The sequence below is a fragment of the Propioniciclava soli genome (assembly GCF_014858005.1).
GTDB classification, from domain to species: domain Bacteria; phylum Actinomycetota; class Actinomycetes; order Propionibacteriales; family Propionibacteriaceae; genus Propioniciclava; species Propioniciclava soli.
This window is the reverse complement of sequence record NZ_JACYOT010000001.1, coordinates 527,011-549,498: the sequence shown is the minus strand read 5'-3', so window position 1 is coordinate 549,498 and position 22,488 is coordinate 527,011. Positions and strand designations below refer to the sequence as shown.

General features: G+C 65.7%; 18 protein-coding genes. 2 read left to right on the top strand and 16 right to left on the bottom strand.

All coding sequences use genetic code 11. The annotated features are described in order from the left end of the window. Nucleotide 1: 1 nt before the first annotated feature. The 11 genes from pglZ to IFY26_RS02440 all read right to left on the bottom strand — a co-directional run bounded on the left by pglZ (nucleotide 2) and on the right by IFY26_RS02440 (nucleotide 15,659). Nucleotides 2-2,509 (bottom strand): BREX-1 system phosphatase PglZ type A, encoded by a 2,508-nt coding sequence (gene pglZ / locus IFY26_RS02490; protein ID WP_232547418.1) that lies wholly within the window; start codon nucleotides 2,507-2,509, stop codon nucleotides 2-4. Then, complete coding sequence (gene pglX / locus IFY26_RS02485; RefSeq protein WP_232547417.1) at nucleotides 2,490-5,906, bottom strand: BREX-1 system adenine-specific DNA-methyltransferase PglX; 3,417 nt, start codon at nucleotides 5,904-5,906, stop codon at nucleotides 2,490-2,492. The genes pglZ and pglX overlap by 20 nt, the downstream gene beginning before the upstream one ends. After that, nucleotides 5,906-9,385: a BREX system P-loop protein BrxC gene (gene brxC, locus IFY26_RS02480; protein WP_232547416.1), complete on the bottom strand. Its 3,480-nt coding sequence runs from the start codon at nucleotides 9,383-9,385 to the stop codon at nucleotides 5,906-5,908. The genes pglX and brxC overlap by 1 nt, the downstream gene beginning before the upstream one ends. A 4-nt stretch (nucleotides 9,386-9,389) precedes the next feature. After that, on the bottom strand, nucleotides 9,390-9,989 hold the full coding sequence (locus IFY26_RS02475) for a DUF1788 domain-containing protein (protein ID WP_232547415.1): 600 nt from the start codon (nucleotides 9,987-9,989) through the stop codon (nucleotides 9,390-9,392). Then, nucleotides 9,986-10,621 (bottom strand): DUF1819 family protein, encoded by a 636-nt coding sequence (locus tag IFY26_RS02470; RefSeq protein WP_232547414.1) that lies wholly within the window; start codon nucleotides 10,619-10,621, stop codon nucleotides 9,986-9,988. Before IFY26_RS02470 ends, IFY26_RS02475 begins: the two co-directional genes overlap by 4 nt. 218 nt (nucleotides 10,622-10,839) lie before the next feature. Then, nucleotides 10,840-11,907, bottom strand: a complete 1,068-nt coding sequence (locus tag IFY26_RS02465) for a C40 family peptidase (RefSeq protein ID WP_232547413.1) — start codon at nucleotides 11,905-11,907, stop codon at nucleotides 10,840-10,842. A 39-nt stretch (nucleotides 11,908-11,946) separates the two neighbouring features. Further along, complete coding sequence (locus IFY26_RS02460; protein WP_232547412.1) at nucleotides 11,947-12,444, bottom strand: hypothetical protein; 498 nt, start codon at nucleotides 12,442-12,444, stop codon at nucleotides 11,947-11,949. Next, the gene (locus IFY26_RS02455) at nucleotides 12,429-13,454 is read right to left on the bottom strand and encodes a hypothetical protein (RefSeq protein ID WP_232547411.1); all 1,026 of its coding nucleotides are present in this window, start codon (nucleotides 13,452-13,454) and stop codon (nucleotides 12,429-12,431) included. The genes IFY26_RS02460 and IFY26_RS02455 overlap by 16 nt, the downstream gene beginning before the upstream one ends. Continuing rightward, nucleotides 13,451-14,959 (bottom strand): SCO6880 family protein, encoded by a 1,509-nt coding sequence (locus tag IFY26_RS02450; protein ID WP_232547410.1) that lies wholly within the window; start codon nucleotides 14,957-14,959, stop codon nucleotides 13,451-13,453. Before IFY26_RS02450 ends, IFY26_RS02455 begins: the two co-directional genes overlap by 4 nt. Nucleotides 14,960-14,974: 15 nt before the next feature. Continuing rightward, nucleotides 14,975-15,208 (bottom strand): hypothetical protein, encoded by a 234-nt coding sequence (locus tag IFY26_RS02445; RefSeq protein ID WP_232547409.1) that lies wholly within the window; start codon nucleotides 15,206-15,208, stop codon nucleotides 14,975-14,977. A gap of 277 nt (nucleotides 15,209-15,485) precedes the next feature. Next, a complete protein-coding gene (locus tag IFY26_RS02440; RefSeq protein ID WP_232547408.1) occupies nucleotides 15,486-15,659 on the bottom strand; it encodes a hypothetical protein in 174 nt (57 codons plus the stop codon). A 679-nt stretch (nucleotides 15,660-16,338) separates the two neighbouring features. On the opposite strand from IFY26_RS02440, the gene IFY26_RS02435 reads away from it, so the two are divergent. Both IFY26_RS02435 and IFY26_RS02430 read left to right on the top strand, forming a co-directional pair. Continuing rightward, nucleotides 16,339-17,805, top strand: coding sequence for an AAA family ATPase (locus IFY26_RS02435; protein ID WP_232547407.1), 1,467 nt, complete (start codon nucleotides 16,339-16,341; stop codon nucleotides 17,803-17,805). Then, entirely contained in the window at nucleotides 17,802-18,809 is a 1,008-nt protein-coding gene (locus IFY26_RS02430) for a hypothetical protein (protein ID WP_232547406.1), read from the top strand. The genes IFY26_RS02435 and IFY26_RS02430 overlap by 4 nt, the downstream gene beginning before the upstream one ends. A gap of 153 nt (nucleotides 18,810-18,962) precedes the next feature. Here IFY26_RS02430 and IFY26_RS02425 read toward each other — a convergent pair whose 3' ends face one another. The 5 genes from IFY26_RS02425 to IFY26_RS02405 form a co-directional block, all read right to left on the bottom strand. Continuing rightward, nucleotides 18,963-20,378: a hypothetical protein gene (locus IFY26_RS02425; protein ID WP_232547405.1), complete on the bottom strand. Its 1,416-nt coding sequence runs from the start codon at nucleotides 20,376-20,378 to the stop codon at nucleotides 18,963-18,965. A 10-nt stretch (nucleotides 20,379-20,388) separates the two neighbouring features. Then, nucleotides 20,389-21,207 carry a hypothetical protein gene (locus IFY26_RS02420; RefSeq protein ID WP_232547404.1) on the bottom strand — a complete coding sequence of 273 codons (819 nt, stop codon included), beginning with the start codon at nucleotides 21,205-21,207 and terminating at the stop codon, nucleotides 20,389-20,391. Beyond that, nucleotides 21,207-21,491, bottom strand: a complete 285-nt coding sequence (locus IFY26_RS02415; RefSeq protein ID WP_077348554.1) for a hypothetical protein — start codon at nucleotides 21,489-21,491, stop codon at nucleotides 21,207-21,209. Before IFY26_RS02415 ends, IFY26_RS02420 begins: the two co-directional genes overlap by 1 nt. Continuing rightward, on the bottom strand, nucleotides 21,488-21,793 hold the full coding sequence (locus tag IFY26_RS02410) for a hypothetical protein (protein ID WP_232547403.1): 306 nt from the start codon (nucleotides 21,791-21,793) through the stop codon (nucleotides 21,488-21,490). The genes IFY26_RS02415 and IFY26_RS02410 overlap by 4 nt, the downstream gene beginning before the upstream one ends. A 446-nt stretch (nucleotides 21,794-22,239) precedes the next feature. After that, nucleotides 22,240-22,437, bottom strand: a complete 198-nt coding sequence (locus tag IFY26_RS02405; RefSeq protein WP_077348558.1) for a hypothetical protein — start codon at nucleotides 22,435-22,437, stop codon at nucleotides 22,240-22,242. Between the last annotated feature and the right edge of the window lie 51 nt (nucleotides 22,438-22,488).

The following is a 22,488-nucleotide window of genomic DNA, read 5'->3' as shown; positions in this document are numbered from 1 at the left end:
CTCAGAAGTCGAAGTCTGACGTGAAGGAACGCTTCAGCGTGTAGATGGCCTTCTCATAGACGCGCCACTGATTCGTATTGGGGATACGCTCCTCCAGCCGGAACTCGACAGCCCGGTTGTTGTAATCGTTGGCGTCTTGGCTGAGCAGCATCCGCGGACTCTGGTAGCGGTCACGTGCGTCGGCTGACATCTCGTCGAAGGTTAGGCTGACGAGGTTCGAGAGCAGCGTTTCCCCCGCATAGAGCCCCGCTCGGAGGGAGCGTGGCTGGACCTTGTCGCTGACAGGTTCTGACTGGAACAAGCGGACGACGACCTGCCCGGTCGTGATCTTGTCCGACTCCGGGAGGATCTTCACATTCACCGGCCTGACGTCGCTCCTGCGCTTCTTGTTGACCGCCAGCACCGGGACGACGATCTCCTGCAAGGTCGCCCCCCCATGAACGAAGCGCGAGCCACTTCCGGCCATCCGCAGGCGATGGATCGACTTGGGAATCTGCACTTCCAGCGCGCTGTCCAGCCCGAGCTGGGCAGCCTTGAAGGTGGCGAAGGCGGGATCAACCTTGAGGCCGTTGCCCAGCACGAAGCGCTTATTGACGTACTTGAGGTCGTCTCCCTGGGGCTTGGTAGACAGGAAGAAGGGGTCGGCCAGCGCCTCGTCCTGGAACAGGAATCCGTGGTCGGCCGTGATGAAGATGTTGGTGGCGTTGGCGCCGGCCAGCTTCTTCACCAGGTCGACGAGGTCGCGCAGCGTGTCCTCCACAGCCTCGAACACCTGGCGCTCGGTGCCGAGCTTGTCCCCGGTGGCGTCGATTCGGTTGTGGTAGACGTACAGGACCCGGTTGGCCTTGTACAGCTCGCGCCGTTCGTCGGCGGTTAGGGCCTTGAAGTCCTCGGCCTGGATCGCTGACCCACCGACCGCCTCCAGGATCTTGCTCCGGAGAGTGGTGTTGTAGGTCGGCTGGTCGTCGGCCAGCACCGTCTTGGCGTCTGCTGAGTGCTTGAGCGTCGAGTGCGGCAACAGGGCGGCCATACCGAGCTGGGTGTAGCTGGGCAGCACCCCCAGGACGGCCTCCAAGGTCGCGTCGAAGCGATCTTCCTGCCTGATCAGCGAGCCGAGTTCGTCGGCCACCTCGTAGCGCATGGCGTCGGAGACGATGACGACGGCCTTCTTGTCACCGTCGCGCACCAGCGGTTCCACGTAGCGGACGTAGAAGTCGGTCTGGGAGCGCAGCGCGGTCGAGCGCCACGTCTCGACCTGGTCGACCTGCTGCTGCCAGGCGTTGCCCAGCTCGTAGACGTACTTGTTGGTGTAGCGCTTCTCGACCTGCTCATGCAGCGATTCCAGGGGCTTGGGGTATTCAGCTGTCCGGGCAGCGACGACGAACTGGCGGTAGAGCTGGTCGATGCGGAACCACTCGCGTCGGTAGCGCTCCAGACCGGTGTCGAAGGACTGCATGGCCAAGTTCAGCGCGGCCAGCTCGCCCAGCAGCTCCGAAGCACTCGCCACGGCTGTGTAGAGCCGTCGATAGTTGTCGATCCAGACACTGCTCTGCCGTGCCCGGACCACCTCGGCCACCTCGCGCGGCGTGACGGTCTGCCCGGCCACCGCGCGCGCCAGGTCACTGATGATCTTCTGGTCGGTCTCTTCGAACAGGTCGACACTGAGGAGTTCGCGGAAGCTGGCGTCCTCGATCTTCGACTTGTAGTCCAAGTCCCTGGCGGCCCGCTTGGCGAGCGTGGACATGGCTTCCTGGCTGCGCCGGTCGTTTCGCAGGCTCGCGAAATCGAGTTGGATGTTCTGCAGCCCGCCCGGGCGGTCCGACTTGAAGCCCTCCAGTGCTCGCTGGAAGATCCATAACACCAGGTCGTCAATGCTCGGGGTGGGCGATTCGTAGCCGTAGATGTGGGCCACGCCCTGCCAGTAGAAGCCGTCGAGGCCGTAGTCGGCGAGGGCGTCGTACTTGGCGTGCGACCCCTTGGCGTTCTCGGTCAAGAGGGTGCGCGTGATCTCCAGCAGGCTGTGCTCCCGCTGGCCGAGCACCACGGCGCTGATCTTGGCACGCAGTCGAGCAGCGTCGTCGTCCGGGCTGAGCAGTGCCTTCAGGCTCTGGACGCGCTTGGCGGCGTTGAAGAACTTCTCGTGTGCGTGCACGACCTCGTCGATGCCCTCGCCGACCAGGCCCAGACCCTGCGCGACGAGTGCGGTGCGGTCGGCTGTGAAGACCCCGTAGGCCAGCTCCAGATCGAGCAGCCAATCCCCGATGCCGCTGGGCACCTGACCTGAGCGATAGACCAGGAACTTCGTCTCTGGCTCGTCGTGCAACAACCGGTTCTTGACGGCGAACTCATCGTTGGCGACACGAATCGTCTGGATCCCCGGCAGGTCGAGGCTGTCGAGATCTGCCGCGTACTGGCCCTCCGGGTCATGCCAGAAGACCACCCGGCGGCTGTCGAACCAGCGCAGTAGGTGCGGACGGACGGCAGCGACGTCACTCATCAGCGGCCTCAAGTCCGGGGATCTTCTTCAGGGCGGCACCGAACTTGGGGTAGTTCGCCTTGACGCCGTCGTCGAGATCGATGGCGAGCTGACGAGAGGCAAGCGGGTACAGCACGTCGTGCTCGTACTCCTCGAGCTCCAGCAGCACCTTGCGGAGCCGATCGGCCTCCTTCTGCGCGGCCGCCTGCTGACGCGGCGTCCCACCGCCAACCGCAAGGCGCTCCTGCTGCTGCAGACTCGAGGAGAGCTTGGCCATGAACTCCCGCAGATACTCGTTGAGAACCGTCGATACCGTGGACGGCGTGTAGCGGTGCATGTAGATCAGGGCGTTGAACGAACCCTTGGGGCTGGAGAACAGCCAGTAGATCGGGCGCTTCCTATACCGCTGAACGTGGTCCTTGTAGAACGACTTCACGAAGTAGTCGCGGACGTCCCGCACACCAAGGGACGCAGTGACGAAGCGCAGGTTCTCCTCGAAGTGCTGCTCCCCGAAAGCCACCCGCAGGAACGTGCGGAAGCGCGCAACCACGTCGTCTTCGAACCAGTCGCCATCCACGATAGGGATGACATTGTCCTTGTCGGGCGCGAACGTCGGGTTCGGCACCTTGGCCAGGTAGTCCTGCACCGTTGCCCCCTGGTCGGCCAGAATGAGCCCCGGCTCATCAAGAGCGAAGCGGCCGAAGATACAGCCGACCGCGTAGGAAACCAGGTCGCCGACGATGCTTCTGGCTGTCCTGCCGGACACACGTGATGGAACGTCCGGGCCTTCCTCTGCGCCCCATCCAGCGCCAATCTCAAGAGACCGAATCCTCGCGAGTACACCCTCGGCGAGTGCGGTCTCGGCTCGGCCCGCCGTTTCGACGCGATCTCTCAGTGTTCCCGGCTCCTCCAACAGCCGCAGCCGAGAAAACCCCCACGCTTCTTCGTTCCATTCCCACATCCGCCGAACGCTGTCCACCACGTCCCTAACTGAGTCAGCTGGAACGGCATCCAGCGGGGGGAGCGGAAGAGCTTCTAGTTGACCTGGACTCAAGTTCAGCGTTGGACTGACCGCCTCAATCAGTGTTCGTGCCAATCGAGAGTTGAGGTAGAGGAGCACTCGATACAGGTCTTCCTCGGACCGCGCGAACAGCCCTAGCCCTCCAGAATCGAAAGTCATACCTCCGGGATAGAATCGGAAGGCAGGCGACTTGGTCGACACCTTGGACCAGCCGACATGCGGCTGGAAATAGCGCTCCTTGCCATCATGGCGGAAGCCAGGAAGCGTCTGCATCTGCTCGACGGAATGATCGTCATATCGAAGGACGTAATCCAGATTGCCGTACCAACGGCGCTCGCCCCCGCCGCCCTTGTTGTGCAGCTTCCACCGGCCAGTCGGGGGAACCGTCGTGGATATGTCCGATCGGCAGACCTCGAACCACAGACGAATGAACTCACTATTCCGTCCGGTCGATATGCCTGCTCGCGGCTCGAAATAGTCGCCTACCTTGGCCCATTCGGCGAACTGTCTCAGCATATTTGCGTCTATGGAAAGGAGCACTTGCGCTCCAGGGACCGCGCTGAAGATACTCGGGGATAGATGTGCCCGATGTGAGAGGTCGACGCCTGCCACCGCATCGAGAAGCAATCGCTCCTTGGCCCATGAACTCCCTGCCGAGGTGCCATCAACGAAAACCGCTGCACCACCCGAATTCCCAGTGTTCGCCATGAGAAATGCTGCGGCTGCGACGACTTGGCCAGGGATCGTCGGGAAAGCCCCGGTGCCTAGATCAACAAGCGAGAGAAGTCGACTCTTGAACAAGATGGCGCGCCTAAGGGACTCAAACGACTTCAAGTACAACCAAGAGTTCATCGTGATCATGCCGATTACCGCATTAGGTAGCGCCAGTGCGCGATTTCGCTCGATGAACATTGCGAAGAGATCGGCTTTAGTGTCAGGATAGCTGGACTGCGCCATTTCCCGCAATGCTTCATTCATATTGTCAGACTGCATGTACGGAGGGTTCGCGACAACCACGGCGTAGCGAGGTGTGAGGTACCGCGCTTGAACCACGACGCGCTTCGCGCGGACAACTACATCTGTCTTGAAGATATCCCCGCTGGCGTCGAGCGCCATGGCGTGGCGAGCAAGTCGCACCGTCGCCGTTGGGTCCGGCCTGACGAGCGACCCGAAGGTGTCTGCCTCGGCGAACTGGTTCCAAAACGACACCTCCTCATGCTTGTCGCCGTCCCGGGTGAGCAAGAAGTCGATCTCATCCGGGGTGAAGCTGATCGGGTCGAGGACGCAGACGTTGGGTTGGATCTGCTTGTTGAAGAACGTGCGCTGCTTGGCGCGCGCCTTCATGGTCAGGGCGAAGGCAGCCAGTGCTCCAGCGCGGGCGTCGATCTCGACGCCGTAGAGGTTGTTGGTCAGGATCAGGCTGGGGATCTCGGCTGGGGCGTAGCCCTCTTCTTCGTAGATGGCGTAGAGCAGGTCGAAGGCGTAGGTGAGCATGTGGCCCGAGCCGCACGCTGGGTCGACGACTTTGAGTTCTTCAGGCCGGGCGATCTTGAGGGATTCGGTTTCCCCGTCGATCGGGGCGATGTAGTACTGCATCTGGTCGACCAGGTGCGAGGTCGGCCGGTTGAGCATCCACAGCCGGCCGAGGGAGTTCTCGACGAGGTAGCGGACGATCCAGTGGGGCGTGAAGAGCTGGGTGGCTGCGGGGATCTCGTCGGCGCCGGCCTTCTGGCTTTTCTTGAACCCAGCGAAGACCTCGTCCTTCCGCTCCGAGATGTAGAACTGGTAGAGCCAGCCGATGACCTCGACGTCGTGGCAGACATCCTTGGTGAGGACCTTGACGGCTCGGCTCGGGACCGAGTCGTCGGACAGCAGGTTGCCCGGGATGAGCAGCTCGGTGAAGTCGCCCTCGCGCTCGAACATGAACGGCATGGCCCGGTTCCAGTGGCGGCAGTAGTCCGCGAGCAGCAGAGCGTAGGCCTCGCCTTGGGCATCGGCGCTCCGTCGGGTGCCGTTTAGCAGACTTGCGACGGTTTCGCGGGTCTTGCCCGAGACCACCCCGGTGTCGATGTTGCCTCGCTTGGCTTCGGCCAGGATCTCGGGCTGTCCGGTCGCGACGCCGGCCTGCGGAGAGACGACACCGACACTGGTATAGCCGTTGGCGTCCATGAAGCGCAGGGCGATGATCCGGTTAAACCACGTGTAGGCGACCTTGTCGGCGACGGCAGCCCTGCCCTTGTCGCCCCCACCGGCCGCCGCGACGGCCTTCTCCAATGCCTCCACGGACCGTAGCTGTTCCACCCGCTCGGCTGAGGAGGGGGCCAGCACCACGGCAATCCGGGCTGTCACCTCGCGGATGAGCGACGTGCGTGCCCAGGTGGCAAACGATTTCAGCGGTGCAGTTTGCATCAGAGAGAGATTCGCTTTCCGTCGTTGAGGGTCTTCACGAGCGCCACGCGCAGGGCGTCGAGGTAGCGGTCGATGTCCGCCTCGGTCTCCAGCACTCCGGAGATGCCGATGGCGAAGATGGTCCTGACCGATACCGTCTGTATCGGGAGTGGCGGCGCCTCGTCATCGCCGGCGCCCCCTCCCGGCTGTGAAGCGGCCAGCTGGTCAAGCAGGCTCGGGTAGACGGTCTCCTCGAAGCTCGAGCCGGTCTCCCGGATGAGGGCGATCTGATTCTGGGTGCGGACACGGGCGATCGTCTGGTCGACGTGTCGCAGCACTCTCGTCTGGGCGTCGGGAGTTGCCTTCGCGTAGAAGGCGCTCTGCTCGATCTCGGCCTTGCGTTCCTCGATCGCTTCGATGACGCTAGCGCGGTTGTCAGCGACGACCCGGTCAATCTGGGTGCGCAGCTGCTCGGCGGCTTGCTTGAGCTGGGCCATCTTGTTACCCCGGAAGGCATTCGGGTCGTCTAGGGCGGCTCGCACTGTGGCGTCGCTGCCGGAGGGCAGGTAGCCGAGGTTGCCAGCGTGGGTGGTCAACAGATCGAGGGCGTCGTCGTAGATAGCTCTTTGGCCGCCGCTGATGAAGGCCTGAATCGGGTCGATGGTCGATTCTTTGGCATCGAGCAGGTCATCGCCGAGGTTGAAGTCGGTCAGGTACCAGTCGTTGGCCTTCCCGACCACTTGGTCGAGCAGGTCAATCGGGCCAGAGAGCTGGCTGACGAACGGGTACTTGGAACTGGTGATCGTGGCCTTGAGTTCGTCGCGCTTGGCTTTCAGCTTGTCGGCTCCGTGGCGCGCCAACTCCAGCGGGTCCTTGGGGGCGTTGGGCTCGTCGAAGAAGTCAGTGCAGAACTTCCGGAAGGCCGCGACCTTGCGCTCGTCGAAGGTCTTCTGCGGTGACACCACGGCGTGGGCGTGCTTCTGGGTGTTGCGCAGCGCCGTGGCGACTTCGGAACGCTTGAGGAGGTTGCCGTCCACGGTGAGAGTTACCTTGGAGGTCCCGATCAGGTAGGCGATCAGGACTTCGATCGAGGCCAGGTCCCAGCCGTAGGGCTTGGCCGTGAAGCTGTCGACGATGGTCTTCACCGTGACCTGTTCGCCGAGGGATTCCTTGCGGAGGACGAAGGACAGCACCTCTTCGGACGGCGCGAAGAGCTTGCTTGCGTCGGCGGCGTCGAACAGGCCGCTGTCGGGGTTGGCTGCCCCGGCGACCTGCTGCTCGCTGTACGTTCGGCCGTCGAGCAGCTTGAGCTGGGTGTAGGTGCGGCTGATCAGCTCCTGAAAACCTTCGGTCACCCGGACCAGCGCATCCAGCGAGCTGGAGGTGATGTCGGCGGCGTTGATGACCAGGGTGGACTTGCCCACCGAGGCCTTGACCCGCTCAATCAGCTCCTTCTCCCGCCCGGTGTTCTGCGCACCCTTGGTCTGCAGGATCTGGCCTTCGATGGCCGAGATCGAAGTGCCCTGCTTGCGCTTGATGTACTTCTCGGTCTTGATCAACAGCCGCAGATCCGACAGCACCCGCGCATCGGGCTCGAGGATGACGCGCAGCTCGTCCTTGCCTGCGCTGTGCATGCGGATCTCTTCAGGCGAGTAGGGGTACTCCGGGGAGATGAAGTGGACCGACAGCTCCTTCTGGGAGCCGTGCGCCTGGTCGTCGAGCTTGAAGCCGAACGGGAAGTCCTGCCCGTTCTTGGCGTAGCGGATCTTGCTGGTCTTGATGACGTCGCCGGACAGGATCCTGAACAGGCGACCGCTGACCTCGGAGCCGTCGATGTCGACGTTCTTGATCTCCTCCTCGATGACCTGCTCTTCGTTGGTCAGGTACTCGTAGGTGTTGCCGCTGCGCTGAACGTACGTCTGCGTCTCCAGAACGGTCAGTGCTTCCTTGACCTGCTCCGACAGCGCTGGCAGGTCGAGGCCGAAGCGGTCGTACACCAGCACCGTCAGGTTGCGGGGGGTCGCCTGGAAGCTCTCGACGTACTTGACCAGGAACAACGCCTTGAGCAGCCTGACCGCGAGGGGGTTGTCCAGGTTGCGCTCGGCGACGTCGATCGAACGCTGAGCTGCCGATTTCAAGGAGGCCCGTATGCCGGCGAACATGCTGTCGAACGTGGCGAGGTGGCCGACCTCGACGTTGCCAATGTCCTTGGCGACCTGCTGGACGACGCCGAGCATCGAGCGCTCACCGACCGAGCTGTTGCGCCCCTCGAAGACGTTGTGGTCGGAGATGCCTTCGATGGCAGCCTGGAACAGCGGGAACTGGTAGCTGACGAACGGGTAGGTGCCGACGAAGTGGGCTTCGTCGGTGTAGTTGCGGTAGCTCTTGGCGCCGTCGACGAAGTTGAACAGGGTCTTGAAGTTGGCGTGCTGCTCGGCGTAGATCACCGACAGCGCACCAACGCCGACGTCGTTCTTCTCCAGCAGCCGCTTGCGAATGACCTCCTCCACATCGGCGCTCGTCAGCTTCAGCCGGGTCTTGAACCGCGCCTGGATCTTGGAGAAGTCGTTGCCCTGTTGGCGGGTCCGGTCGCCGAGGACCTTCTCCATGTCCTCCTGGCTAGTCACAAACACCCATGCCCGACCGCCGCACTTAGTGTTGAGCGACTCGGCGATGGTCTGCAGGTTGAGCATCAGCTTGGTGTCTGAGCCGATGAACTGCCCCACCTCGTCGACGAAGAAGTTCAGGCGGAAAGTCGGGTCTGACTGCTTGTCCAGCCAGGCCTTGACCTGGTCGGCGAAATCCTCGATCGAGACCGAGTACGAGGCGCTGTACTGCTGGATGACCCCGCTGTGGGCCTTGCCGTCGACTTCGGTGAAGGCACGATCGATACTCGGTCCTTCGAGCGCTGTCTGTTCGCGTCCCTGGGCCCACGGGATGCCGGAGATGCGCGCAAACGCGTCTTGGAAGGCCTGATACTGGCCCCGGTTGTCGAGCTGGCGCTCGAAGCGAGCAACGTGGCCTTGGTTGCCGTAGTAGCCCTGAGACTCGTCGAAGACCTTGACGAACACTTTGAGCAGGGCGTCGTTCTGGTCCTTGCTGATCAGGGTGGCCTTCTGGTCGATGTTGAACAGCAGGCTCTTGGCGGGGATCCGGTCTGCCTTGTTCAGCAGCCCCGGAAGGAAAGCGTCAGGAGCCTTCGATCGGAAGTTGTCCGAAACGTTCTGGCGCGAGAAGTCCTGCCCTTCGACGTCGCCCAAGAGGTGGGCGAGCATCTTGAGCATGTGCGACTTGCCAGAGCCGAAGAAGCCGGAGATCCACACGCCGTTGCCGTTGGTGTAGGAGGTGTACTTCTCCAGCAGGATCTCCAACCCCTTGGCGGCCTCGTTGGTCAGCACATACTCGTCGACCTCAGTGGCCAGATGCGCAGCGTCATCAGCCTTGATGACGCCCTCGATCGGGCGCTGGATGTCCTTGGCGAAGATCTGGTCGAGCTGCATCAGCTCACGCCTCCTGTTCCAAAATGTTCTTGGCTCGGTAGTACTGGTCGTCCTTGAGCTGGCCGAACAAAACCAGCGACGAGCCCAAGGTGTCGGACTGCTCATAGCGGCCCGGGAAGAACATCAGCATCGGTTTGCCCTTGACCACCGACTGCAGGTTGTTCAGCACGTTGTGGGAGCGGATGTAAGGGAACACCTCACCGATACCGGTGAGGAAGAAGATGTCGAACTCCTCCTGCGCCAGTCGGTCTCGGATCGCCGGGGCGATGTGGAGCTGCGGGTCGAGCATGCCCTGCAGCAGTTCGCGGAAGTCGGCCTTGTCCTGGTCGGGCTCGACCGCCAACACCCGATCCCAGACCTTCCGCCCCTTCAGCAACTCGACCGACAAGTCGTACAGGTTGATCTCGAAGACCTTCACCCCGGCAGCGCGAAGTCGATTCTTGACCCGCTTCTTCGCCCCTGCCACCTCAAGCGCCGCCTCGGGCGGATAGGGGTAGATGAAGAAGGGAACCTCATTGCCCAGGCCTTCCATCTGCAAGAAACGATCGCCCCTGAGAACAGCGACCAGGTGCTCCTCCTGCTCGGGCAGTGTCTTGGGGATCACCGCGCCGTCACCTCTCCAGCCATCGGCCGGATCGGGAAGAATCGCAGGTCGCTCGGAGTGTGGGAACCCAGCGCGACCGAGATTCGCTCCGACAGCACGGCGGGCATGATGCGCCCACCCCCCGACAGCAACGCTGCCTCCTTCAACATCCGGAACACATTCGACCTCAACTTCCGTAACGTCGAGTCTTTGATCTCTGCCACTTCGTCGTGCCACAACGCCTTACTCCGAACGAAGCTATCGAAGTCGTGATGATCCAGCGTGGGGGCCAGGAGCAGGAACCGCTCGCGCAGGACTTCCTCCGCGAACTCCCCGATCAGCTCGTACCGGCGGCAGGCGGCGGCCCACATCAGGTAGTTCCTCTCGGACGCGGTGACCTCAGTCACCAGGACCACCTCGTCGTCGGTCAATACCGAAAGACGCTTGACCGTCTCCCGAACGAGGCGGATCCCAGTGCTGTGGGTTCTGACCTGCAGCAGGTTGCTGTCCAAAGCCAAGCGGCGGACCGTTTCCCACTTACGGTGCTGGACGTACAACGGCGCAAGCAGTGCGGCCTCGCGAGAGAGAAGAGTGCCCGTGGTGAAGGACAACGCATAGCGCAAGGGGGCCACCGATGCTGCTGCGTCGTTCATCGATCCTCCTCTTCGGGTCGTCGTCAGGCTCTCGTCAGCCCATGGCCGTGCCGTTCATGCCGTTGCACCGATATCCGGCACACGCCAGCCCTTTTACGGCTGCCACTTCCTCCCCGACCCTAGCGGGCCCGCCCGACACTTCCTGTCACACCCGCGATCAGGCCGCGGCGGCGGCATGATGCCCCGCCGCGGCCCGCGCGATGGCAAAGAGAACTCGCCTACGCGACGAACCTCACCACTCGCCAGACGAGCCGGCTGCAGTACCCGGTGGTCAGGCTGTCGATCGACACGCCGCTGCCGTCGGAGTTCACCATGCGGCCGTCACCCATGTACATGCCGGCGTGGAACACGCGGCCCCCGGGCGAGTATGAGAAGCCGATCACGTCTCCCGGCCTCATCTGCGCGAAGTCCCTCGGGATCACCCGGCCGCCGGAGTTGTAGGTGATGTCGTGGGCAAGGTGTGGCAGACGGACCCCGATCTGGGCGTAGGCGTACAAGACGAGCCCGGAGCAGTCGAACCCGGTGACGACGCGTCCGTCCTGGCCGCCGGGTGAGCAGCAGATGCCGGTTGAGGGTCCGCTGGGAGTGCCGCCGCCCCAGCTGTAGCGGGTGCCGATCCAGCGGAGGGCGGCGTTGACGGCGTCAGTCGCCGGGCCGGTGCCGGTCAAGGGCGTGCCGGTGGCGTCTGTGTCGTCGGCGACGCACGGGTTCTCGGCGACGTCGCCACCGCTGTATGCGGCCGCGTAGTAGAGGACGTCGTTGACGTACCAGAGCGCGTGGTTGTAGGCGAACAGCGCCTTCCGGACGCCCTCGGCACCCGACAGCGCACCCGAGGCGACCAAGTAATTGGCCGCCGAGTGGGCACTGTCCGCATCGTCCGTGATCACCGCCCGCCCGTCACCGTTGCCGTCGACCCCGTAGGCGGTGAACGTCGCCGGCATGAACTGCATCAGGCCGCGAGCGCCGGCGCTGGAGGTGGCGATGTTGCGGCCGTGGTTGGTCTCTTCCATGCCGACCCCGGCGAGCAGGGTCCAGGGCAGCCCGTACCGGGTCGCGGCGGCCTCGTAGAGCGCCAGCACGTCTGTCGGGATCTCGGTGGGCGGGTTGTGCAGGCTCGCCTGACGCGGGCTGCCGGGCTGCGGCAGACCGATCGCGGACGCGGGCGGTGTGCAGGTGTTCGCTGCGACGGCCGGGGTGGCGAGCGTGGTGATGAACAACACCAGCGCGAGCGCGACGGTGAGCAGGGCGCCGAGTGAGAGTGCGAGGGCCCAGGCAAGAACCTTCATCGTGAGCTCGTTTCGGTCATCCCCGGTGAACTTCGACGCCTAGCGAGCGCCGTCGATGGCCTGGTTGGTGTAGGTGAACGCGGCGGCCGCGGGGTGCAGGACCGTCTGCACCTTGTAGATCTGCTTGCCGACGCACCACAGGGCGCGACCCTTGCGCTGGGTGGCCCAGTCGGCCATCAAGTGCTCGGCGATCGGACCGAGCTCCAGCAGCTCGGCGAGCTCGCGGGCGACGCTGGGATCCTGCCCGTGCAGGATCTTCAAGTCGGCCAGGTTCAACAGTTCCTTGGCGATCGCGGTCGCTGCCGAGGTCGACTCGCCGACGGTGAGCATGTCGCCGGGCTTGTGGCCGACGACGAACTGGATCTCACCGTCGCGGCGGGAGAACCGCATGTCGGCGTCCAGGCTCTTGACGGCTTCAAGGCCGAGGCGCATCTGTTTCCACATCTCGTCGCGGATGTTGATCCGGAGGTCGCCGGGGGCCTTGATCTCGCGCATGGCGCGTCCCCACGACGACAGGCAGGTCAGGGCGATGCCCATGGCCTCGTCGCCGAGGGGTTCGAGGCGGGACAGGGAGAACGACTGGATGGGGCCGTCCAGTCCACGGCGATGGTGGTGGGCGCGTCGAACAGGCCGGCCAGCGCGCCGGTGACCAGCTGGCCGAGGGCGTCGCGCAGCAGGCGGGTCTCGTCGAGGAACTGCCTTGTGGAGGCGTAGCGGCATTCGGTGATGAGCTGGTCGGTGGGGTTGGCGAGCAGCTGCCACAGTGCGGGGATGGTGGTGACGTGCAGGGTGTGGTGCCCGTCGAGGTAGCCGGTGAGTTGGGCGAGGGCGGCTTCGACGACGCGGGCGTCGGTGGGTCCGAACGGGACGCGTTGCTCGCCGACGAACTGGGAGCCGACCAGCCCGCGGATCAGGGTGAGCCACCGCCGGAAGATGATCCCGGCGCGTCGTTGCGCTTCGACCCTGTCGAGGGTGTCCCACCCGTCGCCGAGGGGGCCGAAGTCGAGGGGGTTGATCCGGGCGCTCATGCCGGGGCCGACGGCGAAAGGTTGGACGCCGAACGCGCGGCACAAGGGTTCGTACTCGTCTTTGGGGTCGCCGAGGACGAACACCTTGTAGCCGAAGTCCATCATCAGGGTGGCGAAGTTCTTGGAGTTGGTGGACTTGCCGCCGCCGGGCTTGCCGAACGTGATCACGTTGGGGTTGGTGACCGGGACGGTGTCATCGAGCACCCAGCCGAGCGGGTCGGCGTAGAAGCTGCCCCCGGACAGTTCGTCGATGCCGATCTGCGCGCCGGTGGGCGGCAGGGGCGGGTTCGCGATGAACGGCCACCACGCCGCCGCCTGGTCGCTGGTCATCCGGTACTGGACGACCGGGGTGCGGGATGGGCTCCAACCCCGACCGGGACGCCGTTGGCCGTGGCGGGGCGACGGGTGGAACAGGTAGGGCTCCTTGCCGGGCCGTTCGGGTTCGGGTTTGGTGGGCAGGTCGTGGCCGAAGTCGGCGAGCAGTTGGGCGGTCGACCGGCCGCGGGGCGGCGTCCTCATTCGTCGGCCTTCCGGGTGAGCCCGAGGCCGAGGGGCAGGGTGGCGGCGGCGAAGCCGGCGTCCTGGGCCAGGTCGAGGCGTAGGGGGGCGAAGCCGGCGCGCCGGATGGACGCGTCGAGGCGGCGTCCGAACTCGGCGACGCGCATGGTCTTGGCGACGGTGACGCACGCGACCGCGTAGGGGCGGGTGAGGGCGTGGCCGGAGGCGAGTTTCGCGTCGAGGCGGTGGGCGCGGGTGACGTTGGCGCGGTCACGGGAGCGTTGCCGGATCTGGAGGCGTCCGCGGAGTCCTTCGCCCATGTCGGCGGCCCACTCCCCCGAGGCGGTCTGCCGGTCGGCGCGACTGAACGGAAGGATCGGGAACACCACCGTGTAGGAGCGCCGCTCCCCCGGCTCGGACGGGGTGAGGACCGGGGCGAGGGCGCCGAGGCAGGCGCCCCGGTCGGGGAGCTTGATGGTGGAGCTGATCGAGTTCCAGGCGTCGTGGGAGTAGTGCCGCATGGTGGTGTCGGCGCCGGAGGGTCCGGCCATCGCCCACGGCACCTCGGTGCACACCGACGGGTCGCTCTGGTGGGCGGCGAGGGCGTCGATGATCCCGGCCCGGTCGGCGGGCGCGAAGCCGGTCCGGACCGCGAGCGCCAACTGGGGGGAGGTGAGCCAGGTCACGTCGGTCATGCCCATGCCGCCGCGCAGCATCGCGGCGATCTCGTCGGCCAACGCGTACAGGACGCGGGTACGACCCTCCAGGCCGCCGCCGAACTCGCGGGCCTGCTTCGCGATCCGCGTTTCGGGGACCACGAACGAGACGAAGGCTTCGGTGCGGACGGCGGCGCGGGTCAGAGCGGTGGCGAGTTCGTCGTTCATCCGGCGGGCGAGTTCGGGGCCGTCGGGACGCCGATGCGTTGCGATCCACTGCTGCCGTTCGGCGCCGTCGTCGGGGACGGTGCGGACCAGGAACACGACGTCGCTGATCAGGGACGCCCGGGCGGCGACGTCGAGGAGTTCGGTGAGGCCGCGTCCGTACTGGTCGCGGCGGTCGCCCTCGGCCATTCCGACGCCGGGGTGCCGGATCGCGGCCGTCATCGCCCAGGTACGCAGGCCGTGGTCCTGGATGATCGCGTACCGGGTCTGCGCCGGGCCCTTCGGGCTGCCGTCGTGGACCTCGATGCCAGTCATCACCCCGGGGAGGTCCGCGTTCTCAAGGGCTTCGGCCTTCCCGGTGGCGGCCTTGCTGCGCCACTGGGTCCAGCCGAACGCCTTGCCTGCGGTGAAGCTGAGGCTGGCGAGTAGCCAGCCGGTGGCCGATCGGCCGCGGACGGGGACGACGACAAGCACCGTCACCACGGCAGCCAGGGCCGCCAACTCGGCCGCCAGGGCCCAGCGTTGCTGGTTGGCGGCTACGAACACGGGGATGACCGCGAGAGTCAAGGCCGCCAGCCGGGGGCCGGTCAACCCGAAGAAGAAGCCGACTCGATCCGGGCCGTAGTCGTCGTACACCGCTGCCATGACGTTGCCAGTCGCTCAGAAGGTCAGCGCGGCGCCGAGCGGCGTCGCGAACAGGCGCGGGACGTCTGCCTCGGCTTGGTTGCCGACGACGTCCACGGCTTGGGTCTGCTGGAGTTCGGCGACGCGGGTGGCTTCCGCCTGCTGCGCGCGGGCGTGGTGGTCCTCGATCGCGCGCCGGTCCTGATCCAAGAGCGTCGGCTGCGATTCGGGTGGATCGACGTCCGGGTAGGGGCAGGTCCAGTCATCCATGCGGCGCCTCCTGTCAGCGTGGTGGCCCGAGGCCACTCGATTGCATAACGGGGCCGGAGGCTGGCCCGTGGACAGGCCGGGTGCAACGGACGGATCGAGTTCTCAGGTGCGATCGGATCGGAGGCGCCCGCGACCTCCTCAACAGCGCACATGCCGCTGAGGTCGGAGAGCAGCTGCGCATACGGAACTGCCCGATCCTGACATCGGGGATGCTGGCGCCCCTCGCCAATCCGCCGAAAGGACCGTCATGCATGATCGCCGGCATCTCAAAGAAGTCTCAACGCTGAGCGGCGGCGCGCGCCTCGGCGGACACGTTGACGGCGAACTGCCACGCTTCCTTGCGGAGCACGGATTGGAAACCGGGGTCGCGCCACACGCGCAGGGCACACGCGCCAACAGCAGCGACGAGGCTCGTACGAGTGGCGGGCTGGGCTGATCTCTGCAGAGTCATGATTCACCTCCCTCTGGTGGTCAGGTGCAAGGTCGCACGGTGCCCTCTCGCACCGCCCGCGCTGCAATTCGTACGTCACCCAGCCAGCAACGTCGGAGTTGCAAAGTTGATCAGCATACGGCGATGCCGTCTTGTACCGCAAGACGCACCGTTCCAGGCAACTCGAGATTCGCTGTTTGACAGCGCGAGTCGGCTCTCCATAGACTGGTCGACTTTGCTTCGGGCGACCGGCGGCGGAGACGAGATGCCAAGCATGCAGTCTCGACGGGCAACTCGACAGACCGAGGGGGGTGAACATCATGGGGAAGAACTTCCGCGACCAGAAGTGCTGGTCTCGTAGGGAGGTGAGTGACGCCCGCCTGCACCAGCACTCCGGCTCCCAGCACGCCATCGGCGGCTGGGAAAAGGTGAGCAACGGCGACGGCTCATTCTGGATGCGCGCAACGCGTCGCTGACTCCCGTCGACGCTCCGCCCAGGCTTCGGGGTTACCTGCGCCGGGCGGAGCGTCCTCTCGTCCGTGGATACCCGTCCGCGGTTCAATGACATCACACAAGCAACAGGTAGAGAGGGGCCCGGATGCCGGATCCAACAGGCGTAGCCCCAGAGTCAAGCGACCCCAGCTCACGGCTCAGCAACCCTCAGTACGGCGCCGATTGGATAGGAATCGACGCCGGGTCGATGAGGACCAAGCGCCAAGCACAACGTCAGCGCGAGCGCGACGCAGTTGCGGCGGAGAAGGCGCGCCTGAAGCGTGAGGAAGAGGAGATCCTCACTTCCTTCGGGGACGACGAAGTCGTTGCGGCGGCTCCCTCAACCACTCGAATCGCCCGCGAGACACGCGACCCGCTTCTAGAGCAGCGTTCGGAGCCGAGCGCTCTGGTCGAACAGCTCCACATCGAGAACCTGCGATCTTTTGCTGGGCCTCATGATGTTTCACTCGCTCCGATCACTCTGATCTACGGGCCTAACTCAGCCGGCAAGTCGACGGTGATCAAAGCCCTCCGACTCCTTATGCAGGTCGTTGATTCGGGGCGCTACGACGCGCTTCGCCCTTGGGACGCTGCGTTCAGCGAGTCGAGCGCGCGCAGTCTGCTGACGTATACGGAACCCGACCCCGACGACCCGAGCGGCCATCAGTGGCGGTCGCCGCTCGTGCTCGGCGTCGACTTCAAGGGTCACGACGGCCGACGCGCACATGCCGAACTCGGGTACGACCTCAACCCGGTGGGCTCGATCGACGTCCACACCACATCGTTCGCGCCGTTCGATACAGAGCAGGTTGCCCGGAAGCGGTTCACACCGGAGAACTTCACTGACGACCACGATCCCTTTCACCCTGCTGACTTCGGAGAGCCGCAGCTCGCAAGTTTCGTCGTAGAGAAGTCCGAAGATGGTGAGGCATGGTCGCGCGTGACGAAGCTCATCGACGCCGAGCTATTCGGACATGCCGACCGACGGCTGCAAGCAGAGCTCTTCGAGATGGCCTTCCTGCTCCGGTACCTGGGTCCTCATCGCGGCGCTCCGGGCAAGGCCTACGACCCGGTGAGTGGTGCCTTCAACTCAGGCTGGTTCGACGGCTACCGCAAACCGCTGAGGCCCGGATTCAGCGAATTTGACCTCCTCAATCAGATGCTGACTCAGCTCGAGATTCCGTATGAGTTCGGGGAAGATCCGCTGTGGAAGCTCCGCAATCCACACAAACGAAAGTGGATACTGAAGGACGTTCGCTCGGGCGCGCCCGTCGACCTAGACCAGGTCGGCTACGGCGTAAGCCAGCTACTACCTGTCATTGACGTATGCGTCCACGCCGAGCGGCAGATCATCTGTATCGAAGAGCCGGAACTGCACCTCCATCCGCGGTTGCAGGCCAGACTCGGGAACTTGTTCGCGACGGCTGCCGTGGCGGGCGGGAATCAGGTCATCGTCGAGACTCACTCCGAGGCGATCCTCCTCCGGCTCCGGCGTCTGATCCGCGGTGGGCAACTCCGTCCGGATGACGTCGCGGTAATCTATGTCGACAACACGGCAGCCAACGGAGCATCCGTACGCCGCCTTCGGCTCGGCGACCACGGCGAACTTCTCGATCCATGGCCCACCGGGTTCTTCGACGACGGACTCGCGGACATCCTCGGGATCACCGCGTGAGCCAGCCCCAAGTACTGCTCCCGATCGCGGTGGACCCAGCCGCGCTGACCGACTATCCGACCGATCGTGATCAGCTAATCCACCGCGAGGTTGTCACTACGCTGGGCGCTCATGGAATCCTGACGCTTCCCGGAGCAGATCGGGAGGCCCTGTTCCGAGCCCTCGCCGGCCTTGGCGACCTGTCGAGGAAGCTATGGGAAGCGCAGATCCACAGCCTTTACGATCTGAACCGGCTCGACCAACTCCCGGGCGCCATGAGTGTGGGCGACCGACTACGACAGAACGGCAACGTCCATGACGACCAGGTCGACGTGCGCGTGTTCGTCGCCACCCGCGCGGTCGCCGAGCAGCACGGTGTAGACGACACCTCGGGTTACACGACAATCGACGACTCGGACGTCGTCATCCCGAGCACGATCCACCGGTCTCCCGCTGTGGTTGCGGCGAGAGAGGTTGGCCTGTTTCCGATGGGAAAGACGCGCCGCTCCGCCGTCGTGAACTCCTTTATCCGGCCCCTCGCCGTCCGTTCATCCGGAGTCAAACTTCTCGACCCCCACATTCTTGAAGGCATCATAAGCGGCAACAGCACGACCAGACACGCCGAGTGGCTGGTTCAGACGCTCGCCAACACAATGCCCGCGAACTCAAGCTTGTCGATATTGGGGAAGCTCCAGCGCGACTGGCAGCCCGCCGACCGTTCGGGTCACGAAGCACTTATTGAGGAATTCTTGAGCAAGTCGCTCGGCAAGCGCGTCCTGCCGATGAGGATCGAAGTTAGATTGCTGAAGTCCACCGCGCTCCGGGATCGTTTCATCTGGTTCAGCTCGGGCCATTCCTTCGACGTGCTGCACAACTTCACTGCCCTGTCGAGCGAGGTCCTGAACGACAACCTCCGCTTCATTCGACATGACGACGGGCTCGCGCAGCAGACGCTCCAGACAGCCGAGGCGATGGAGAACAACACTCAACCCACGATGGTGAGTGTCACGCGGGTCATTTCGTGAAGCGATCAGCAACACTGACGCGTTCCGGGAGTCGCCACGCAGCAGCCCGAAACCCCCCGCGAGGCCCCAATTACCTCAAGACCCGCGTTCAGGCTCCGAGACGCCTGTTTCAGGACGCGTCCCGGTACCCGAGATTGAGTCTCGACCCGAGTGCTAAAGCGCCGCCACCTCGGCGACCTCAACCACCTCTGACGAACTGACGGCGCCCCTCGCCCCAGCTCCCCCTCGCGCTCCGGTGGGTGCGAACGTCCCGGTGGACTGCATTGAGCCCGTTCCGGACGCCGCGCCGCCCCGCGCGGCGTCCGGGGGTGGACCTCCCCACCCGCCGCCGTTGGCCACAGTTGGGTCGTCTGGGTTGGCCGACTCGTCGGTGGCACCGTCGTATCCCGACTGGCCGCTGCCAGCCCGTACGCCGCGGCGTGAGTAGTCGGGCGGGAAGTTGTTGTGACCGACTCCCATCTGGTTGGTCTGATCGGCGCCCATGGCCGCGGCGGTCCCGCCCACGGCCGCCATGACGCCGATGCCGGTCGAGAAGGCCTGACCGACCGGGCCCATGCCCGCCGCGAACCGACCAATCGTGGTCGCCGCGGCTCCGTCCTCGCCCGCGGTGCGTCCGGCCTCGTCGGTCGTAGTGGCAGCGCTGCTGCCGGTCTGGCGTCCGGCGAGGACGCCGCCGATGCCACCGGCGGCGGCGATCCCGGCGCGCAAGGCGGACCCGGACGTGCTGCCCGGATCGGTGAACGCGAACAGCTTGTACAGCGCCAACGGGGAGAACGACGACACGCAGATGAGCACGACGCCGACGAACGCCGTCCCAATCGACTTCAGGACGTCGTCCTCACCGCCGACCGCCACCTCGGTGGTGATCCTCACCCCGATGCCGAGCGCCAGCACCATCAGGGGCGGAGTGAGCGCGGCGGCGTGGAACCAGCGAAACGACTTCCAGAACCAGCCGCGTCCGAAGTCGGTGACCAGCCCGGCAGCCGCGATCGGTGTGACTGCCGCCAACACGAGCAGGGAGGCGGCTCGGGCCACCATGACCAGCGTGTGGCCGATCGCGGCGAGCCACAGCAGCATCCCCATGATGCCGAGGATGACGGCGACGGTGCCGTTGGTGATGTCGCTGGCGGTGAACGGTTCCCAGGGTTCCCATTCGCTCCAGCGGGTGACGTTGAGCAGTGACTGCATGAGGGCTTTGGTCAGGCCGCTGCAGGCGGCGACCAGGGTGACGCCGTAGCCCACCCACGCGAACCATACGAAGCCGAACTGGGCGGCGCCGACGAGGAGCCGGCCGATGCTGTGCCCGTCCCGCTTTCCGAGGGCGACGCCGACCTGGACGAGCATGAGGATCCCGACAAGCGCGAGGGCGATCCAGAAGGTGGTCGCGTACAGCTCGCCGACGGGTCCGTCTTCGCCGAGGCTCGGGGTGAGGATCGCGTCCTCAAGTTCGAGGACTGCCCGAAGCACCCACAGGCCGGCGTTCCAGAGCGCGAGCATGGCCGCGGTCAGGCTGTCGGTCACCACGTTGGCGATGGCCGAGCCGAGCAGGCCGAACGGATCGATGGGCATGGCTGCTCCTTCAGTTGGAGGCGACGGGCTGCCAGCCGGCCTCGACGGAGGCGTCCGAACCTGGCCAGGTTGACGGGGCCGGGGCGGGTGGGGCGCCGGGGGCGATCAGCCAGCGGCCGCCGGTCCACTGCATGCGCTCGCAGGTGCCGTAGCCCATGCGGGCCTCCGCCTTCAGGGCGGCGCGAACGTCGAGCAGCACGCACGCGACCACCCAGTCAGGGCCGTCGGTCCCCTTGGTCTGGATGGCCGCGGGCGTGACGCTGACCAGGGTGCCGGGGTCCAACTCGTTGGACGACTGCCGGGCGTGGGTCAGGAAAGACTGCACGTTGCGGGTCTGCGACCAGTCCGCGGCGCCGACCCCGCCGGGCATCGCCCAGTCGCGGTAGACCTCGATGGCCACCGGCAGCGACATCGCGGACAGCACGCGCACCTCGATGGCCGCCAGTTGCGCGGCCGCGCCCTCGGGGGTGCTTGGGAAGCCCGACGGCACACCGCCGGCGCCCACGGTCGTGGCGGCGGGCAGCCTGATCGCGGGAGGCAGTGAGATCGCCACCCCCGGCGTGAGGCCGGCATCCTGGGCCACCGTCGCCATGGGCGCGGCAGCAATGAGGTCTCGCCGCCGCGCGGGGTCGGCGTCCGGGTGAGCGTCGCTCAGGACGCCCTCGGGCGCGGTTCCCGCCGAGAAGCTGGAGACCAGGGTGTAGCCCAGCCCGTACAGCAGGACGCCGCCCACCAGCAGCAGTCCTGCGAGGACGCCCAGCAGCTGAGTGCGCGAGAGCGGGACGACCTCGGCTGAGCTCGCCGGGACGGGTGGGCGACGCCGGAACATCAGCCGACGCAGCCGTCGCCGAGGATGCCGTTGAGCATCCCGTAGCCACCCATCAGCACCACGGCGAGCACCAGGACGCCGGCGAGGCCGATGATGCCGCCCTTCGAGAGGTGCGGGGAGTGCGTGGCTCGTCCGACGAGGATCGCCCCGACGGACACCAGGGCCGCGATGCCGAACAGCCACAGCACGGACCACAGGACCATGCCCGAGATCTGGTCGGTGTAGGCGGCGACGCCCGTGGGCGCCACCGGGCAGATCTTCAGCGGGACGATCAGCGGGTTCATGTCGGTTCCTTTCGGAGGAGGGCGAGGACGTTCTGGGCCGCCTTGAGCAGCGGGGCGGGCAACGGGTCGGGAGTCAGACCGGTGACCTGAAGGCGTGGATCGAGCGGGAAGTCGGTGAGGTGCACGCGAGCGGGAATCCCGGCCGCGGCGACCTTGACCGGACGCGGCCACCGCTTGGCCGTGGGTCCCACGACCACCCCCAGCGCATCCCAGCCGAGGAGCTCGGCGCACGACTCCAGCCGGCGGACCCCGGGCACCGTGGCGTTCGTGACGAGGACGACATCGTCGAGCGTGCGCAGCATTGACCCCAGCCATCCGGCGCCTGGGCCTGACGCGGTGGTCCAGTTGGTGTCCACCAACGTCCACTCGACCGATGACTCGGTCGGAACTGGCACGATCGCGTCGCCGGCGATGGGGCGCTCCAGCAGGACGTCGCCACGACTCCCGCGGCGCCAAGGGCCCTCGGTCCCGAGTTCGGCATTGGCTGCGGCAGAGAAGCCGGACGCTAACGGAGGGCCGCACTCCACCACCCGCGCCGGTGCCCCGGCTGCGGTGGCCAGCGCGAGCGCCAGCGTGGACGCACCCACTCCGCCGGCGCAGCCCACGACGACGACCACCCGCTCACTTGGCGCCGGCGTCCAGACGGTCGCAGGTCCCGGTGCCGCGGATGTGGACCGGGGCCCGTGGGAGAACTCGCCCGCCTCGATGGCGCGCCAGGCCTCTTGGAGCTCTGCCACGCTGTGGGCGGTCACGACGGGTCACCGCCCCGAGGGCGCCGATCCAGCAGCCCGGACAAGAGCATGGCCGGGGGCACCTTGGCCAGCTCGCGTCTGGCCTTCTGCACGTCGCGAAGCCTGCGCAGGCACCCGTCCAGATCGTCCAGGGTCTCTGGCTCCATGGCCGCGATCTTCAACAGGGCGGCCACCTCGGCCGGGGTGCTGGTCATCTCGGCATCACCTCCGCCATCCCTAACGGGCCGCGCCCGTCATCGGTGGAC

What these genes read in the sequence shown, in the direction of transcription:
- pglX (WP_232547417.1), bottom strand. Translation starts at nt 5,906, where the DNA reads ATGCAAACTGCACCGCTGAAATCGTTTGCCACCTGGGCACGCACGTCG.
- brxC (WP_232547416.1), bottom strand. Translation starts at nt 9,385, where the DNA reads ATGCAGCTCGACCAGATCTTCGCCAAGGACATCCAGCGCCCGATCGAG.
- IFY26_RS02470 (WP_232547414.1), bottom strand. Translation starts at nt 10,621, where the DNA reads ATGAACGACGCAGCAGCATCGGTGGCCCCCTTGCGCTATGCGTTGTCC.
- IFY26_RS02465 (WP_232547413.1), bottom strand. Translation starts at nt 11,907, where the DNA reads ATGAAGGTTCTTGCCTGGGCCCTCGCACTCTCACTCGGCGCCCTGCTC.
- IFY26_RS02460 (WP_232547412.1), bottom strand. Translation starts at nt 12,444, where the DNA reads ATGGGCATCGCCCTGACCTGCCTGTCGTCGTGGGGACGCGCCATGCGC.
- IFY26_RS02455 (WP_232547411.1), bottom strand. Translation starts at nt 13,454, where the DNA reads ATGAGGACGCCGCCCCGCGGCCGGTCGACCGCCCAACTGCTCGCCGAC.
- IFY26_RS02450 (WP_232547410.1), bottom strand. Translation starts at nt 14,959, where the DNA reads ATGGCAGCGGTGTACGACGACTACGGCCCGGATCGAGTCGGCTTCTTC.
- IFY26_RS02445 (WP_232547409.1), bottom strand. Translation starts at nt 15,208, where the DNA reads ATGGATGACTGGACCTGCCCCTACCCGGACGTCGATCCACCCGAATCG.
- IFY26_RS02440 (WP_232547408.1), bottom strand. Translation starts at nt 15,659, where the DNA reads ATGACTCTGCAGAGATCAGCCCAGCCCGCCACTCGTACGAGCCTCGTC.
- IFY26_RS02435 (WP_232547407.1), top strand. Translation starts at nt 16,339, where the DNA reads ATGAGGACCAAGCGCCAAGCACAACGTCAGCGCGAGCGCGACGCAGTT.
- IFY26_RS02425 (WP_232547405.1), bottom strand. Translation starts at nt 20,378, where the DNA reads ATGCCCATCGATCCGTTCGGCCTGCTCGGCTCGGCCATCGCCAACGTG.
- IFY26_RS02420 (WP_232547404.1), bottom strand. Translation starts at nt 21,207, where the DNA reads ATGTTCCGGCGTCGCCCACCCGTCCCGGCGAGCTCAGCCGAGGTCGTC.
- IFY26_RS02415 (WP_077348554.1), bottom strand. Translation starts at nt 21,491, where the DNA reads ATGAACCCGCTGATCGTCCCGCTGAAGATCTGCCCGGTGGCGCCCACG.
- IFY26_RS02410 (WP_232547403.1), bottom strand. Translation starts at nt 21,793, where the DNA reads ATGCTGCGCACGCTCGACGATGTCGTCCTCGTCACGAACGCCACGGTG.
- IFY26_RS02405 (WP_077348558.1), bottom strand. Translation starts at nt 22,437, where the DNA reads ATGACCAGCACCCCGGCCGAGGTGGCCGCCCTGTTGAAGATCGCGGCC.